Below are 15,903 nucleotides of genomic sequence, written 5' to 3'. Positions count from 1 at the left end.
CCTTCGGCAGCTTCTATATTGATCGTGTGCGCCTCGGATTAACGGGTGTACTCGATACCTGTAGGAGCTGCCGCAGGCTGCGATCTTTTTATCTTAAGTTCGATACTCCGGCCGTTCGGCCAACCCCGCCTTCAAGTAATCCACCAACTTGCGCACCTTCGGCGACAGATGCCGTTGCTGTGGGTAAAGCGCCCACACGGCTGTATTCGGCGGTTGGTGGGCTTCCAGCAGCGAAATCAATTCGCCGTTTTTCAAGTGCTCCAGGACGTAATAATCCGGCAGCTGACACAAACCAACCCCTTGTAGCGCCGCATCCAGCACTGCTTGCCCACTGTTGCAGCGCCAGTTTCCCTGTACTCGCTGGGAAAATTCCCGCCCGTTCTGTTCCAGTTGCCAGATATCCGAGCTGCCGATGAGGCAGTTATGGCGGCTCAGTTCCGACAAACTGTGTGGGCGACCATACCGCTCCAGGTAAGACGGCGAGGCGCACAGGTACATGCGTCGTGGTGCCAGACGTGTCGCGACCAATCTTGAATCCTGCAGACGGCCGAGGCGGATGGCCAGGTCCAGGCCTTCATGCACCAGATCGAGCGGATGATTGCTCAGTTCGATGTCAACGCGCAGTTGCGGATACAGCCCCATGAAACGAGTGACCAGAGGCACGATGAATCGCTCGCCGTAAGCCACGGCGCAGGTCATGCGCAACATACCTTTGGGTTCGCTGGTCAAATCACCGACGGCTCGCAACGCTTCTTCGCGACCGTCCTGCAAGCGCTGGCAGTGTTGCAGAAAGGTTTGCCCGGCCTCGGTCAGCGTGACCCGACGGGTGCTGCGATAGAGCAAACGGGTTTGCAGGCGCTCTTCCAGCCGTACGATTTGGCGACTGATGTGGGAGGAAGACACCCCAAGGCGTTCAGCCGCGGCAGTGAATTGGCTGCATTCGGCGACGGCGACGAACTCGTCGATACCTTCCCAGCGGTTTTCGGACATCAGGATTATCCCTGTATGGCAATAATGTTTTGCTTTTGTACTGATTATTCATCGCAAGCAGCTGTATTACACTCCCTGTCTCGTTTTTATTCACTGGAGATTCAGCATGATCAAGTCGCGCGCCGCCGTAGCCTTCGAGGCCAAGAAACCCCTCGAGATCGTTGAAGTCGATGTCGCCATGCCCAAGGCCGGTGAAGTTCTGCTGCGCGTGGTTGCTTCCGGTGTCTGCCATACCGATGCCTACACCCTCTCGGGCGCGGATCCGGAAGGCATTTTTCCTTCGATCCTGGGGCATGAAGGTGGCGCGGTGGTTGAAGCGATCGGCGAGGGCGTGACGTCGGTCGCGGTCGGTGACCATGTGATCCCGCTGTACACCCCGGAATGTGGCAAGTGCAAATTCTGTCTGTCGGGCAAAACCAACCTCTGTCAGGCGATTCGCGCGACTCAGGGTAAAGGCCTGATGCCGGATGGCACTTCGCGTTTTTCCTACAAGGGCGAAACGATTTTCCACTACATGGGCACCTCGACTTTCTCCGAGTACACCGTGCTGCCGGAAATCTCCGTCGCCAAAATTCCTAAAGAAGCACCCTTGGAAAAAGTCTGCCTGCTGGGTTGTGGCGTCACCACTGGTATCGGCGCGGTAATCAACACCGCCAAAGTCAAACCAGGTGACACCGTCGCCATCTTCGGCCTGGGCGGCATCGGTCTGTCGGCTGTGATCGGTGCGGTCAAAGCCAAGGCCGGGCGGATCATCGCTATCGATATCAACCCGGCCAAGTTCGAGATCGCCAGGCAGTTGGGTGCTACCGATTGTGTAAACCCGAAAGATTTCGATCGTCCGATTCAGGAAGTGATCGTCGACATGACCGATGGCGGCGTCGACTTTTCCTTCGAATGCATCGGCAACGTCCAATTGATGCGTGCTGCACTTGAGTGCTGCCACAAGGGTTGGGGGGAGTCGGTGATCATCGGCGTGGCCGGCGCCGGTCAGGAAATCTCCACCCGTCCATTCCAGCTGGTGACCGGTCGTGTCTGGCGCGGTTCGGCATTCGGTGGCGTGCGCGGTCGTACCGAGTTGCCAAGCTATGTTGAAATGGCCCAGACCGGCGAGATCCCGCTGGATACCTTCATTACCCACACCATGGGGCTGGAAGATATCAACAAGGCATTCGACCTGATGCATGAAGGCAAAAGCATCCGTAGCGTCATCCATTTCTGAGGTCGGTCATGAGCCTGGAAAATATCTCCTGCCAGAAAAGCTTCGGCGGCTGGCACAAACGCTACCGGCACCGCTCCGATGTACTTGGCTGCGACATGGTGTTTGCCGTGTACCTGCCGCCGCAAGCGGAGCAGGGCGGCAAATTGCCGGTGCTGTACTGGTTGTCCGGCCTGACCTGCACCGACGAGAACTTCATGCAGAAGGCCGGCGCCATGCGCATGGCCGCCGAGCTTGGGCTGATCATCGTCGCACCGGACACCAGCCCACGCGGTCCCGACGTGCCGGGTGATCCGGACGGCGCCTGGGACTTCGGTCTCGGTGCCGGGTTTTATCTGAATGCCACGCAGGAACCGTGGTCCCGGCACTATCGGATGCATGACTATGTCGTGCAGGAATTGCCGGCATTGGTCGAAGCGCATTTCCCGGCATCGGACAAGCGTGGCATCAGCGGCCATTCCATGGGCGGCCACGGCGCGCTGGTCTGCGCGTTGCGCAATCCGGGGCGTTATCTGTCGGTGTCGGCGTTTTCGCCAATCAACAATCCGATGGATTGCCCATGGGGTCAGAAAGCCTTTTCCCGGTACCTGGGGGAAGACCGTTCGAAATGGCGAGAATGGGATGCCTGCGCGCTGATCGCCGAGGCTGACGAGAAGCTGCCGCTGTTGGTCGACCAAGGTGATCGAGACGATTTCCTGGCTACCCAGCTAAAGCCTGAGGCCTTGCAACAGACGGCCAAACTGGCTGGTCATCCGCTGACGTTGCGCTTGCAACCCGGCTACGACCATAGCTATTTCTTCATTGCCAGCTTTGTCGAGGACCACTTGCAACATCATGGGCGCGCGCTAAGCGCGTAGGGGCTGTTGACGTTCGGTGACGGCCGCGTTGCGCGCCAAGTTGCGCGATGCTGCGTTGCGGGATTTGCCAAGGGAACAACCATTGGCTGCATCCCGCGCCTTGCCTCGCACAACTTGGCACTGCAATGCGGCTCGCCACCAAACGTCAACAGACCCTAATGTCCGACAAAGCAGGTAGAATCACGCCCTGACAAAAATCGGGGCGTTTTTTTATGCGTATTGGCCACGGCTATGATGTGCACCGTTTCGGTGAAGGCGATTTCATCACGCTGGGCGGTGTGCGGATTGCACACAGCTTCGGGCTGCTTGCCCATTCCGACGGTGATGTCCTGCTGCACGCCTTGAGCGATGCCTTGCTCGGTGCTGCCGCATTGGGTGATATCGGTAAGCACTTCCCGGACACCGACCCGCAATTCAAGGGCGCCGACAGCCGTGCGCTGTTGCGTCATGTCGTCGCACTGATCCACGCCAAGGGCTGGAAAGTCGGCAACGTCGATAACACCATCGTCGCCCAGGCCCCGAAAATGGCCCCGCATATCGAATCGATGCGCGCGCTGATTGCCGCAGATCTTCAAGTTGAGTTGGATCAAGTGAATGTGAAAGCTACCACCACCGAAAAGCTTGGCTTTGTCGGTCGCGAAGAGGGCATTGCCGTGCACTCCGTTGCCTTGTTGCTGCGCGCATGAACGAGGCGCAATTGCTCGGCCCGCGGGCCTATGGTCAAGCCCTCGGCAGCGCGGTTCTGAAAGCCACGGCGGAAGATTTCCAGGTCGACGAAGTCCTCGATATTCCCCTGAGCGGCGACGGCGAACACCTGTGGATCTGGGTGGAAAAGCGCGGTCTGAATACCGAAGAAGCGGCGCGGCGGATCGCCAAGGCGGCGGGCGTGCCGTTGCGTACCGTCAGCTATGCGGGGCTCAAGGACCGTCAGGCGCTGACTCGCCAGTGGTTCAGCGTGCAACTGCCGGGCAAGGCCGATCCAGATCTGTCGGCGGCGGAAAACGATACGCTGAAAATCCTCAAGACCGGTCGGCATAAACGCAAACTGCAACGCGGAGCCCATTCGGCCAACGGTTTCACCTTGCGTTTGACCCAGTTCAGCGGTGACAAGGCGGCGATCGAAGAGCGTCTGCAACTGATCGCCACGAAAGGTATTCCCAATTATTTCGGCGCCCAGCGGTTCGGCTTTGACGGCGGCAACGTCGTCGATGCCCGTGCCTGGGCGGCGCGCAAGGCCCTGCCGGAGCAACGCAATGTGCGTTCGCGGCTGCTTTCCACTGCGCGCAGTTTTCTGTTCAATCAAGTGTTGGCGGCGCGCGTCGCCGATGGCACCTGGCAGCGAGCTCAGGTGGGCGATCTGTTGGCGTTCACCGACAGCCGCAGCTTCTTCCCGGCGGGTGAAGCCGAGTGCAGCGACCCGCGTTTGGCGATTCTCGACCTGCACCCGACCGGCCCGCAGTGGGGCGAAGGTGACTCGCCCGCAGCGGGCGCTGTCCATGAATTGGAACAGGCGATCGCCGCGCGCGAAGCGGATCTGCGCGATTGGTTGATCAACGCCGGAATGAGCCACGAACGTCGCATCCTGCGGCTGCCCATTGGCGGGTTGACGTGGCATTATCCCTCGCTGGACATTCTACAACTGGAATTCGTCCTGCCGGCCGGATGCTTCGCCACCGTATTGGTGCGTGAACTCGTCGATCTGGTGCCGGTGGGGCAGACGGACAGCCCATGCGTATTCTGATTTCTAACGACGATGGGGTAGCCGCACCCGGTCTCGCCGCGCTTTATGCTGCGCTGGCGGATTACACCGAATGCGTGGTTATTGCCCCTGACCAGGACAAAAGTGGCGCCAGCAGCTCGCTGACGCTCGACCGTCCGTTGCACCCGCAAACCCTGGCCAACGGCTTTATCAGCCTCAACGGCACACCCACCGACTGCGTACACCTGGGCCTTAATGGTTTGCTGGAGTTCGAGCCGGACATGGTGGTTTCCGGTATCAACCTGGGGGCGAACCTGGGAGATGATGTGCTGTATTCCGGCACCGTGGCGGCGGCCCTTGAGGGGCGTTTTCTGGAGCGTCCTTCGTTTGCTTTTTCGTTCGTCTCACGGCAAGTAGAGAACCTTCCCACCGCCGCCTATTTTGCGCGCAAACTGGTGGAGGCTCACGCGGACCTGGATCTGCCACCGCGCACGGTACTGAACGTGAACATTCCCAACTTGCCGCTGGATCACATTCGCGGTATCCAGCTGACCCGTCTCGGTCATCGCGCCCGAGCGGCTGCGCCGATGAAAGTGGTTGATCCGCGCGGCAAGTCGGGTTACTGGATCGCCGCAGCGGGGGACGCTGAAGATGGCGGCCCGGGCACCGATTTCCATGCGGTGATGCAAGGCTATGTTTCAATCACGCCACTGCAACTGGATCGCACCTTCAATGATGCCTTCAGTTGTCTCGATGGCTGGCTGGAGGGGCTGCGCAAATGACTCGTGAACAAGACGACATTCTGCGTCGCGGCATCGGAATGACCTCTCAGCGAACCCGCGAGCGCCTGATTCAGCGTCTCTATGAAGAAGGGGTGTCCAACGCCAAGGTGCTGGAAGTCATCCGCCGCACGCCGCGTCACCTGTTCGTCGACGAGGCGCTGGCACACCGCGCCTATGAAGATACCGCGTTGCCGATCGGGCATAACCAGACCATTTCCCAGCCTTATATGGTGGCGCGCATGAGCGAGCTGCTGCTGGAGGCCGGTCCGCTGGACAAGGTACTGGAAATCGGTACCGGTTCGGGTTACCAGACGGCGGTGTTGTCGCAGCTGGTCGAGCGGGTTTTTTCCGTGGAGCGCATCAAGGTTTTGCAAGACCGGGCCAAGGAGCGCCTGGTGGAACTGAATTTGCGCAACGTGGTATTTCGCTGGGGCGATGGTTGGGAAGGCTGGCCGGCGCTGGCGCCTTACAACGGCATCATCGTCACCGCCGTGGCCACCGACGTGCCTCAGGCACTGCTCGATCAGTTGGCGCCGGGCGGGCGACTGGTGATTCCGGTTGGCTCCGGTGAGGTGCAGCAATTGATGCTGATCATCCGTGAAGAGCAGGGCTTTTCCAGGCGTGTTCTGGGGGCGGTACGCTTTGTGCCATTGCTCAACGGGCCGCTGGCCTGAGCATTTATTTTGGCGCGCTGAATTCTCTTCGATTGCCTGGGTCTTACAGCGGCATCGATTGGTTAAACGTTTCATCGTCAGGCAGCAAACGTGTGCGCCAAGCAAATCGCTTCATTAAAGGTAAAGCCTGTTCGGCCCGTTATACTTGCGACATTTTGTGCCGGAACACGGCAATTCATATTTTCAGCCACCACAAAGGGAGCGGCGGGTGAGTCTCACAGTCGTTGCGCAGCGAATGGGTATAACGAGCTTTCAGCGTCTGGTGACTGGCCTTGTCTTGAGTACCTTGCTGGTCGGTTGCTCCAGTACCAAATCGAGTAGTGTGGGAGTTGTCGAACGTAACAACGCGGTCGCCCAGCGTCCGGTCGTGACCACCGGCCAGTACGTTGTTCGACCCAAAGACACCTTGTTCTCCATCGCCTTTCGCTACGGTTGGGACTACAAAGCCCTCGCGGCAAGGAACAATATTCCTACGCCTTATACGATTCATCCGGGTCAGACGATTCGCTTTGACGGTCGCAGCGGTTCAACGCCAACGGCAGTCGTGAGTTCGTCCAGTTCCTCGCCTTCTTCGTCGAGTAAAACCACGGTAATCCGACGCCAGGCAAATGGCGAAACGACCAGTACAACGGTGCTTGCACCGTCCGTCGCCAGCAAGCCGGCACCCGCGCCACTGCCTCCTGCCGGTCCGGCCCCGACGGGCTGGGGGTGGCCTTCTAGTGGCATTCTCATTGGAAAATTCTCTTCAAACGGTAGTTTGAATAAAGGAATTGATATCGCCGGAGATTTGGGACAGCCTGTTTTAGCTGCGTCTGATGGGACGGTGGTATACGCCGGGAGTGGCTTAAGGGGCTACGGCGAATTAGTCATCATCAAACACAGCGATACCTACGTCAGTGCCTACGGTCATAACCGCAGGCTTTTGGTTCGGGAGGGGCAGCAGGTCAAAGTCGGACAGACAATTGCCGAAATGGGGTCAACGGGTACAGACCGGGTGAAACTGCATTTTGAGATTCGCCGACAAGGTAAGCCTGTAGATCCGCTGCAATTCCTGCCACGTCGTTGATTTGTGCGCCAGCCTGTTCCGTCACGTAGAGGGAACAGGCTCCAGCGTTGCCAGGGATAAAGGCGCCGCTTGAGCTTGAGGTCGAACTCACCAAAGGACTATAACAATGGCTCTCAGTAAAGAAGTGCCGGAGTTTGACATCGACGATGAGGTTCTCCTGATGGAGACCGGCATCGCTACGGATTCGATGTCGAATGATGAAGGGGATGCACCACCTTCCGTTCGTGCCAAATCCAGACACTCCGCTTCGCTAAAGCAACACAAGTACATCGACTACACCCGGGCACTCGATGCCACGCAGCTGTACCTCAACGAAATCGGCTTTTCCCCATTGCTCTCTCCGGAAGAAGAAGTTCATTTTGCGCGCTTGTCGCAAAGTGGCGACCCGGCCGGGCGCAAGCGCATGATTGAAAGCAACCTGCGGCTGGTGGTGAAAATCGCCCGGCGTTACGTCAATCGTGGGCTGTCGCTGCTGGACCTGATCGAAGAGGGCAACCTCGGCCTGATCCGGGCAGTGGAAAAGTTCGATCCCGAACGCGGCTTCCGCTTTTCGACCTACGCCACCTGGTGGATTCGTCAGACCATCGAGCGCGCGATCATGAATCAGACCCGGACCATCCGGTTGCCGATCCATGTGGTCAAAGAGCTCAACGTGTACCTGCGGGCTGCACGGGAGCTGACTCAAAAGCTCGACCACGAACCCTCACCCGAAGAAATCGCCAACCTGCTGGAGAAACCGGTAGGCGAGGTCAAGCGCATGCTCGGCCTGAACGAGCGGGTTTCTTCGGTCGACGTCTCGCTGGGTCCGGATTCGGATAAAACCCTGCTGGACACCCTTACCGACGACCGCCCAACCGATCCGTGCGAATTGTTACAGGACGACGACCTGTCGCAGAGCATCGATCAATGGCTCTCGGAACTGACCGACAAACAACGCGAGGTGGTCATACGCCGCTTCGGCTTGCGAGGTCACGAGAGCAGCACCCTTGAAGACGTCGGCCTGGAAATCGGCCTGACCCGGGAGCGGGTCAGGCAAATCCAGGTTGAAGGCCTCAAGCGTCTTCGGGAGATTCTTGAGAAAAACGGCCTGTCGAGTGAGTCGCTGTTCCAATAAGCCATTCGCTCAACTGGTAACAAAAAGCCCCGACTGGTTTGACTGGTTCGGGGCTTTTTGCTGTCTGGGATATGAGAGGTGCATTGTTTTTGGCGCCGCCTCAGGTTTGTAGTCTTGTGGTGTAAGTCTTTGCTTACTCTTTCGTAAGTGTTCACTATTTTTACACCCTGGCAGTTGTCTATTCAACGTGTGCTCACGGTTTATCTAGTTGATTTATATGATTATTTTTTTAGGTTAACGACATATTACAGGTAGTTTCAGCCATAAAGGCCGATTGCGCTTGGTGGGGAACGCTTTAGTATTTGAACTGTGTCGACGGATAGACACGCCCTTCAAGGATGAGGGGAATGGATATCGCAGGATGCGATTCATCAGGACGATGAAAAGGAACACAGGGAATAGGGAAGAAATGTGGGCGGGTCAAACCGCCCCTTTTTTTTGCCTGCAGAAAAGCAAAATATCAAAAGATCGCAGCCTGCGGCAGCTCCTACACAAACCACGTACACCCGTGATTTCGCGAACATGAGCAATCTCTGTAGGAGCTGCCGCAGGCTGCGATCTTTTGATCTTTCTTTTGATCTTTGAAAAAGCAAAAAGGCCCGCAAAGGGCCTTTTCGAGAACGCGGGGAGTAATCAGCGTTCGAGGTCTTTGATCTTGCCTTTGACGCCATCCCACTCTTCGGCATCAGGCAGCGATTCTTTCTTCTCGGTGATGTTGGGCCAGATTTCCGCCAGCTCAACGTTCAGCTGAATGAATTCCTGCATATCTTCCGGAACTTCATCTTCGGAGAAGATGGCCACGGCAGGGCATTCTGGCTCGCACAGTGCGCAGTCGATGCACTCATCCGGGTGAATCACCAGGAAGTTCGGGCCTTCGTAAAAGCAGTCCACCGGACAGACTTCTACGCAGTCGGTGTACTTGCACTTGATGCAGTTGTCGGTGACGACGAAGGTCATTTCTAATTTTCTCCTCAGGCGGCGGCAGCGGAGCCCCTTCAGGACGGGGTCGCCAGGTTCGGGAGCGATAGTCTGCAGGCCAGGCTGTTAGCCTGCAGCATCCCAAACCGCGCGAGATTCTAACAGCTTGCAGGCAAGTGCGTTAGATCCGTGTCTTTAATGTATAGAGCATTTCCAAAGCCCTGCGCGGTGTCAGGTCATCCAGGTCGAGCTTGGCCAGTTCATCCAGCACCGGGTGCGGCAGGCTGGCGAACATGTCGCTCTGCTGTGGCGCCACGGTTTTGCCTTTGGCCGGCGCTGGCATTTCATGAGGCAACGCTGTGGATTCCAGCCGGCTCAGGTGTTCACGAGCACGCACGATCACTTCGCTCGGCACACCGGCCAACTGCGCAACCGCCAGGCCATAGCTCTGGCTGGCAGGGCCAGGCAGCACGTGGTGCAGGAACACGATGCGTTCGTTGTGCTCGGTGGCATTGAGGTGCACGTTGGCCACCAGCGGTTGGGCTTCCGGCAGCACCGTCAGCTCGAAATAGTGGGTGGCAAACAGTGTGTAGGCCCGCAGGTGCGCCAGGCGCTCGGCGGCGGCCCAGGCCAGGGACAGGCCGTCGAAGGTGCTGGTACCGCGTCCGACTTCGTCCATCAGCACCAGACTGCGCTCGGTGGCGTTGTGCAGGATGTTCGCGGTTTCGCTCATTTCGACCATGAAGGTCGAACGCCCGCCGGCCAGGTCATCGCTGGAACCGATTCGGGTGAAGATCCGGTCGACCAAGGACAATTCGCAACTGGCCGCCGGCACGAAGCTGCCGATGTGTGCCAGCAACACGATCAACGCGGTCTGACGCATGTAGGTGGATTTACCGCCCATGTTCGGGCCGGTGATCACCAGCATGCGGGTGTTGTCGTCGAGGCTCAGGTCGTTGGCCACGAACGGCGTGGTGAGTACTTGCTCGACCACCGGGTGACGACCCTGGCTGATGCGCATGCACGGTTCGCTGACGAAGCGCGGGCAGTTCAGGTCCAGGTTCAGTGCGCGCTCGGCGAGGTTGCTCAGCACGTCCAGTTCGGCCAGTGCGGCGGCGGTGTCTTGCAAGGGCGGCAACTGGGCGATCAGGTCTTCGAGCAGCGTTTCGTAGAGCATCTTCTCGCGAGCCAGGGCGCGGCTCTTGGCCGACAGCGCCTTGTCTTCGAACGCTTTCAGTTCCGGGGTGATGAAGCGCTCGGCGCCCTTGAGCGTCTGGCGACGGATATAGTCGGCCGGCGCCGATTCGGCCTGCTTGCTCGGCAGTTCGATGAAGTAGCCGTGAATGCGGTTGTAGCCGACCTTCAGGTTGGCCAGGCCAGTGCGGGCCTTCTCCCGGGCTTCAAGATCGATCAGGAACTGACCGGCGTTTTCGCTCAGCGATTGCAGTTCGTCGAGTTCGCTGTCGTAACCGGTTTTCAACACGCCGCCGTCACGGATGACAGCGGGCGGGTTGTCGATAATGGCCTTTTCCAGCAGCGCTGCCAGTTCCGGGTAGGTGCTGGTGGTCATCGCCAGTTGCATGATGTGCGGGGCTTCAAGCTCGGCCATCGCCACCTGCAACGCTGGCAGTGCACCGAGAGCATCGCGCAGACGCGCCAGGTCACGAGGACGGGCATTACGCAGGCCGATCCGCGCCAGAATCCGCTCGATGTCACCGATTTCCTTGAGCTGCGGTTGCAGCTTTTCGAAGCGGTAGCCGTCGAGCAGGCAGGCGATCGAGGTCTGGCGTGCCAGCAATACGGTCAAATCCCGCAGCGGACGGTTCAACCAGCGGGTCAGCAGACGGCTGCCCATGGCGGTCTGGCAGCGGTCGACCACCGATTGCAAGGTGTTGTCGCGACCGCCGGCCAGGTTGGTGTCCAGTTCCAGGTTGCGACGGCTCGCGCCGTCCAGCACCACGGTGTCGTCCAGGCGTTCATGACGCAGGCTGCGCAAGTGCGGCAGGGCGGTGCGCTGGGTTTCCTTGGCGTAGCTGAGCAGGCAACCGGCGGCGCCAATCGCCAGGGTCAGGTTCTCGCAGCCGAAACCTTTCAGGTCCTGGGTGGAAAACTGCTGGCAAAGACTTTTCAGAGCCGAGTCGCGCTCGAAATCCCACGGCGCACGGCGACGAACCCCACGACGTTTCTCCGCCGGCAGATCCTTCGGCCAGTCGTCCGGGATCATCAGCTCTACTGGATTGACCCGCTCAAGTTCCGCCAGCAGGTTTTCCCAGCCTTTGATCTCCAGCACGGTGAAGTTGCCGCTGGTGATGTCCAGCACCGCCAGGCCGAACAGACGCTCGTCACCCAGTACCGCCGCGATCAGGTTGTCCCGGCGTTCATCCAGCAGCGCTTCATCGCTGACCGTGCCGGGCGTGATGATCCGCACCACCTGACGATCCACCGGGCCTTTGCTGGTGGCCGGGTCGCCGACCTGCTCACAAATCACCACCGATTCGCCGAGCTTCACCAGTTTCGCCAGGTAACCTTCTGCGGCGTGGTAAGGAATCCCACACATCGGAATCGCCTGACCCGCCGATTGCCCGCGAGCTGTTAGCGTGATGTCCAGCAACTTGGCGGCCTTCTTCGCGTCTTCATAGAAGATTTCGTAGAAGTCGCCCATGCGATAGAACATCAGCTGGTCAGGGTGCTGGTTCTTAAGGCGCCAGTATTGCTGCATCATCGGCGTGTGGGAGGATAGATCGGAGAGCGCTTTATTCATCGGATATAGGCAAATTCGTTGAAAGGTGTGGGGCAAAGGAGGGGCGTTGGCCCGGCTTTTCCGCGATGGGCGCAAGGTTAACATGAGCAGTCCGACCTACGCAGGCATGAAACCCCCGCAGTACATTTCCGCTGGCTATGCACGATCTATGCAAATCAGCATTTGTCTTCCGAAAAAAGATCAAGCACTATGCGCGTTATGCAAAAACGCAATGTTTCTACCGTCTTAAGAGCGCTGCTCGACCAACACGGGATCTCCCCCACGGAGCTTCACCGTCGCACCGGCGTGCCTCAATCCACTCTCTCGCGCATCCTCAGCGGGAAGATCGTCGATCCTTCGGATAAACACATTTCGAAGATTGCCGAATACTTCTCCGTGAGCACCGATCAGTTGCGGGGCCGCGCGGATGTCGCGCCGGCTGCCAGCGCCGGGCGCGATGAATTGCATTCGGAACTCAAGGACATAAGCCTGTGGGACGACGATACACCCGTCGATGACGACGAGGTGTCGGTCCCCTTTCTTCGCGAGGTTGAATTGGCTGCTGGATCAGGAAGATTCGTCATCGAAGAGAGCGAGCGCTCTAGCCTGCGCTTCGGCAAGCGCAGTTTGCGCCACAACGGTGTGCAGTTCGACCAGGCCAAATGCGTGACCGTGCGTGGCAACAGCATGTTGCCGGTGCTGCGCGATGGCGCCACCGTTGGTGTGAATGCTGGCAAATGCGGGATTGGCGACATCGTCGACGGCGACCTGTACGCCATCAACCACAACGGCCAATTGCGGGTGAAACAGCTTTATCGCCTGCCGACCGGGATTCGCCTGCGCAGCTTCAATCGCGATGAGCATCCGGACGAGGACTACAGCTTCCAGGAAATCCAGGAAGAGCAAATTGTCATCCTCGGTCACGTCTTCTGGTGGGGCATGTACGCCCGCTAACCTCACCGCTGTCAGATAAAACCCGCCCCCCGGCGGGTTTTTTTTCGCCTGCCGTAAACCGCCAACGCCTTTGTCTGCGGGGCTTTCATGCGTTCGTGCATTTTCAGTGCATAAATAAATGCATTTATGCATTGACTGTATATGCATACATGCATATTCTTTGTCTCAAGCCGCTCAACAAGGCGGCTCGAAACGAAGCTCTTTAGTTCCACAACAAAGGCAGCGATGAACCGGCCTCAACGGTTCAGAGGGTTGGCAACTGACCCGGGTGTGCAGCGTAAAGCACCAGAAGCAGTTATCCGGCGGGCAGGGACCGCGGTCGGAAAAACAATTTGAATCGATCCGTACCGCGCCAGTAGCGCCGAAAGATCACACAAGTGCATTACTGAAAAGCCTGGGCGACCGGGCTTTTTGGAATGCCTGCTTACCGTCAGGCACATCAAGCCTCGTCTCGGCATCGCCAGAGCAACAGGAAGGATCCGGCAGAAAACAAAAGGCATTGCAGATGTTGAAAGATTGCAGATGTGGATATTGCAAAAAGCTTCTCGCCCGAATGGGTGAGTACACCGAGCTCCAGATCAAATGTTCCCGATGCGGGACGCTGAATCATGTGAAGGCCGCGAGCCTCGAGCGATCGCCTATGAGCGACATGAGCGCTGCATCAGCAGTGCAAATAACTCAATTAACTCAATAGGTGAACCATGAACGTTTTCCAGAAATATGTTGCCCCGCTGTTGCTGTCCGCTGCTCTGCTCGGCGCTGGGGGCAACGCTGTTGCCGCCAATCTTTTGGTCAACGGCAGCTTTGAACAGCCAGGTTGCGGTGGTAGTTGCACACTGGATACCACGGAGCAAGCCAACTTCATCACGGGTTGGACGACGTTTCTGTCCGGTGTCGAGTACTTCAGTACGACCGCCGCGGATGGCGTTGCGATTGTCGACCTGGCCAACTACGTTTATGAAAACGGCGGCGGCATTCAACAGAACTTTGCCACCACGGTCGGCGCCCAGTACCGATTGACCTTCAGCGCGGGTAATTCGCGCTACGCCGGTCGCTCCGGCGACGGTGTCATCCAGGTGAAAGTGGCTGGGCAAACCGTCACCTTCAACACCCCGTCCGCTAACGGTGTAACAGTCGAGTGGAGCACCATCACTTACGACTTCACTGCTACCACGGCTCAAACGACCCTGGCCTTCTCCAACGAACAGAACCCGTACGCCAACTTTGCCTTTATCGACAACGTAATCGTTGAGCCTATTTAAAACCCCTGACATCAACAGAACTGGTAGTCGGCTGTCGATCACCAAGGCTGCATCCGAAACACACCACCCCATCACTCATCAATCACCCCCAGGAGGCGTGACATGACAAACGAGCAACAAGCGTTGCTGGACATGCCGATCTGGCTAGTCATCCTCCTCGCCGTGGCGGGCGGGGTATCCGGCGAAATGTGGCGTGCCGACAAGGAGGGCGCCCGTGGCTGGTCGCTGTTGCGGCGCCTGGCGCTGCGGTCCGGGGCCTGCATGATCTGCGGCGTCTCGGCAATCATGCTGCTGTACGCCGCCGGCGTGTCGATCTGGGCCGCCGGTGCCTTTGGTTGCCTCACGGCGATGGCCGGGGCGGACGTGGCCATCGGGCTTTACGAACGCTGGGCCGCCAAGCGGATTGGCGTTTGCGAAGTGCCACCGCGGGATTCTCGTCCCGACCAACAGTAAACCGGCGTCGCTGATCTTCGCGTTGCTACAGGAACAGGAGGCCATGAATGCCCGCCGTCATCGAAAAACCGTCGCAGCTGTTTTCCGCCATTGCCGAGACATTGCGCAGCACCGTTCCCGGCTTGAAGGTCGGGAGTCATCAAGACTTCGACGGCACCGGCGATCAGCCCTGGGTGCTGATCGCCATCGAACGTGATGCGCCAGGCAGCCGTGCCAATGACGGACGCATTGCTCACGTCTTGACCATTTCCCTGCAAGCCGTGGTGCCCGGCACAGGGTTGGCGGCTTGCGATCTGGCCAGTGAGTTGAAAAACCTGGTTGTCGATAACCGCTGGACACTGCCGGGCGAGCAATGCGATCCGCCCATGAACATTGAGGGTGTCCCGTCCACGTTCATCAGCGAAACACGGGAGTACACCGCCTGGACCGTTTCATTTACCCAAACCCTGTACCTCGGCCCGACGCTGCTCGAGGATCCGCTGGGCATCCCGAAATTTGCCCGTACCTGGGAGGTGTCGAACATCGACGACCCGGATCAATACACCGCACTCGAGGGCTGACCCATGTTTGATGCGCTTTTACGTCTGCAGCTGGGCCCGATCATCGAGCGTCTGGCCGAAATGGAAACCGAGATGGAAGACCTGCACCGGCGTGCCGACAGTTTCTGTCGCATCGGTGTGTGCCAGGAGGTCGATGCGGCCAGCAACACCTGCAAGGTCAGCCATGGGGAGCTGCTCACCCCGGCGATCCGGTTTTTCAACCCGAGTGCCGGCGCACAGAGCGAGTCGCGGATCCCCTCCGTGGGCGAGCAGTGTTTGCTGCTGAACCATGGCGGTGGCGAGGGCGGCGGGCAGTCGGTGGCGTTGTTCGGCCTCAACGGTGGTCAGTTTCCGCCCGTCTCGACACAGGCATCGCTGACGCGTCGCCTCTATCAGGACGGCACGGAAAACGGTTACGACCACGCCAGCCATGTTCTGCGCTGGCAAAACGGCCCGGCGGCGTTCACCGGCTCCCGTGAATCCCTAGAGTTGAGCATCGGCCCGGCGCGGCTGGCGATGACGCCTGAGGCCATCGAATTGCAACTGGGCGCCGTCGGCCTGCGGCTCGACGCTTCCGGTGTGCACCTGAGCGGCCCGTTGGTGGATCACCAGGGTCGCGTCATCAGTACCGCATAAAGA

General features: G+C 58.8%; 17 protein-coding genes. 14 read left to right on the top strand and 3 right to left on the bottom strand.

The annotated features are described in order from the left end of the window. Positions 1–93 precede the first annotated feature (93 nt). On the bottom strand, positions 94–990 hold the full coding sequence (locus LOY38_RS24065) for a LysR substrate-binding domain-containing protein (protein WP_258697348.1): 897 nt from the start codon (positions 988–990) through the stop codon (positions 94–96). Positions 991–1,096: 106 nt separating this feature from the next. Here LOY38_RS24065 and LOY38_RS24060 point away from each other — a divergent pair, with 106 nt between their 5' ends. From LOY38_RS24060 to rpoS, 8 genes are all read left to right on the top strand, one after another. Then, a complete protein-coding gene (locus tag LOY38_RS24060; RefSeq protein WP_018927002.1) occupies positions 1,097–2,209 on the top strand; it encodes an S-(hydroxymethyl)glutathione dehydrogenase/class III alcohol dehydrogenase in 1,113 nt (370 codons plus the stop codon). 8 nt (positions 2,210–2,217) lie between these two features. Further along, complete coding sequence (gene fghA / locus LOY38_RS24055) at positions 2,218–3,063, top strand: S-formylglutathione hydrolase (RefSeq protein WP_258697347.1); 846 nt, start codon at positions 2,218–2,220, stop codon at positions 3,061–3,063. Between the two features lie 212 nt (positions 3,064–3,275). Continuing rightward, the gene (gene ispF, locus LOY38_RS24050) at positions 3,276–3,749 is read left to right on the top strand and encodes a 2-C-methyl-D-erythritol 2,4-cyclodiphosphate synthase (RefSeq protein WP_018927000.1); all 474 of its coding nucleotides are present in this window, start codon (positions 3,276–3,278) and stop codon (positions 3,747–3,749) included. Further along, a complete protein-coding gene (gene truD, locus LOY38_RS24045; protein WP_258697346.1) occupies positions 3,746–4,804 on the top strand; it encodes a tRNA pseudouridine(13) synthase TruD in 1,059 nt (352 codons plus the stop codon). Before ispF ends, truD begins: the two co-directional genes overlap by 4 nt. Then, the gene (surE, locus tag LOY38_RS24040; protein ID WP_258697345.1) at positions 4,792–5,544 is read left to right on the top strand and encodes a 5'/3'-nucleotidase SurE; all 753 of its coding nucleotides are present in this window, start codon (positions 4,792–4,794) and stop codon (positions 5,542–5,544) included. Before truD ends, surE begins: the two co-directional genes overlap by 13 nt. 38 nt (positions 5,545–5,582) lie before the next feature. Continuing rightward, a complete protein-coding gene (locus LOY38_RS24035) occupies positions 5,583–6,218 on the top strand; it encodes a protein-L-isoaspartate(D-aspartate) O-methyltransferase (RefSeq protein WP_173861137.1) in 636 nt (211 codons plus the stop codon). Between the two features lie 208 nt (positions 6,219–6,426). Next, positions 6,427–7,284: a peptidoglycan DD-metalloendopeptidase family protein gene (locus tag LOY38_RS24030; protein WP_258697344.1), complete on the top strand. Its 858-nt coding sequence runs from the start codon at positions 6,427–6,429 to the stop codon at positions 7,282–7,284. A 106-nt stretch (positions 7,285–7,390) separates the two neighbouring features. Next, complete coding sequence (gene rpoS / locus LOY38_RS24025; RefSeq protein ID WP_105340288.1) at positions 7,391–8,398, top strand: RNA polymerase sigma factor RpoS; 1,008 nt, start codon at positions 7,391–7,393, stop codon at positions 8,396–8,398. A gap of 633 nt (positions 8,399–9,031) precedes the next feature. Here the strand turns inward: rpoS and fdxA are convergent. Beyond that, complete coding sequence (gene fdxA / locus LOY38_RS24020; RefSeq protein ID WP_003222178.1) at positions 9,032–9,355, bottom strand: ferredoxin FdxA; 324 nt, start codon at positions 9,353–9,355, stop codon at positions 9,032–9,034. A gap of 142 nt (positions 9,356–9,497) precedes the next feature. After that, complete coding sequence (mutS, locus tag LOY38_RS24015; RefSeq protein WP_258697343.1) at positions 9,498–12,077, bottom strand: DNA mismatch repair protein MutS; 2,580 nt, start codon at positions 12,075–12,077, stop codon at positions 9,498–9,500. 198 nt (positions 12,078–12,275) lie between these two features. On the opposite strand from mutS, the gene LOY38_RS24010 reads away from it, so the two are divergent. From LOY38_RS24010 to LOY38_RS23985, 6 genes are all read left to right on the top strand, one after another. Continuing rightward, complete coding sequence (locus tag LOY38_RS24010) at positions 12,276–13,010, top strand: XRE family transcriptional regulator (protein ID WP_258700787.1); 735 nt, start codon at positions 12,276–12,278, stop codon at positions 13,008–13,010. 505 nt (positions 13,011–13,515) lie between these two features. Then, complete coding sequence (locus tag LOY38_RS24005; RefSeq protein WP_258700786.1) at positions 13,516–13,704, top strand: Com family DNA-binding transcriptional regulator; 189 nt, start codon at positions 13,516–13,518, stop codon at positions 13,702–13,704. 7 nt (positions 13,705–13,711) lie between these two features. Next, entirely contained in the window at positions 13,712–14,272 is a 561-nt protein-coding gene (locus LOY38_RS24000) for a DUF642 domain-containing protein (RefSeq protein WP_258697342.1), read from the top strand. A gap of 102 nt (positions 14,273–14,374) precedes the next feature. Continuing rightward, positions 14,375–14,725 (top strand): phage holin family protein, encoded by a 351-nt coding sequence (locus LOY38_RS23995; RefSeq protein WP_258697341.1) that lies wholly within the window; start codon positions 14,375–14,377, stop codon positions 14,723–14,725. A 47-nt stretch (positions 14,726–14,772) separates the two neighbouring features. Further along, on the top strand, positions 14,773–15,285 hold the full coding sequence (locus tag LOY38_RS23990; RefSeq protein WP_258697340.1) for a hypothetical protein: 513 nt from the start codon (positions 14,773–14,775) through the stop codon (positions 15,283–15,285). Positions 15,286–15,288: 3 nt separating this feature from the next. Beyond that, the gene (locus LOY38_RS23985; protein WP_258697339.1) at positions 15,289–15,900 is read left to right on the top strand and encodes a phage baseplate assembly protein V; all 612 of its coding nucleotides are present in this window, start codon (positions 15,289–15,291) and stop codon (positions 15,898–15,900) included. The last annotated feature ends 3 nt before the right edge of the window (positions 15,901–15,903 follow it).

Source organism: Pseudomonas sp. B21-015 (assembly GCF_024749285.1).
Lineage (GTDB): Bacteria > Pseudomonadota > Gammaproteobacteria > Pseudomonadales > Pseudomonadaceae > Aquipseudomonas.
The sequence above is the reverse complement of the archived record's forward strand: the minus strand, read 5'-3'. Positions and strand labels throughout refer to the sequence as shown.